Here is a 262-nt window from a genome sequence, read left to right as displayed (position 1 = left end):
GCCGCGCCGTCGCGGGCTGAAGCCTCGGACGCCTGCGCTTGCTTTGCCGCGCCGTCGCGGGCTGAAGCCTCGGACGCCTGCGCTTGCTTCGCCGCGCCGTCGCAAGCTGAAGCCTCGGACGCCTGCGCTTGCTTTGCCGCGCCGTCGCGGGCTGAAGCCTCGGACGCCTGCGCTTGCTTTGCCGCGCCGTCGCGGGCTGAAGCCTCGGACGCCTGCGCTTGCTTCGCCGCGCCGTCGCAAGCTGAAGCCTCGGACGCCTGCG

1 pseudogene is annotated in these 262 nt (G+C 73.7%); it reads right to left on the bottom strand.

Going from position 1 to position 262, the window contains the following annotated elements:
- A pseudogene (locus D7V93_RS46345) lies at nucleotides 1–262 on the bottom strand (hypothetical protein); the annotation flags it as partial.

It is taken from the genome of Corallococcus llansteffanensis, assembly GCF_003612055.1.
Taxonomy (GTDB): domain Bacteria; phylum Myxococcota; class Myxococcia; order Myxococcales; family Myxococcaceae; genus Corallococcus; species Corallococcus llansteffanensis.
This window is presented reverse-complemented; position numbering and strand designations above follow the sequence as displayed.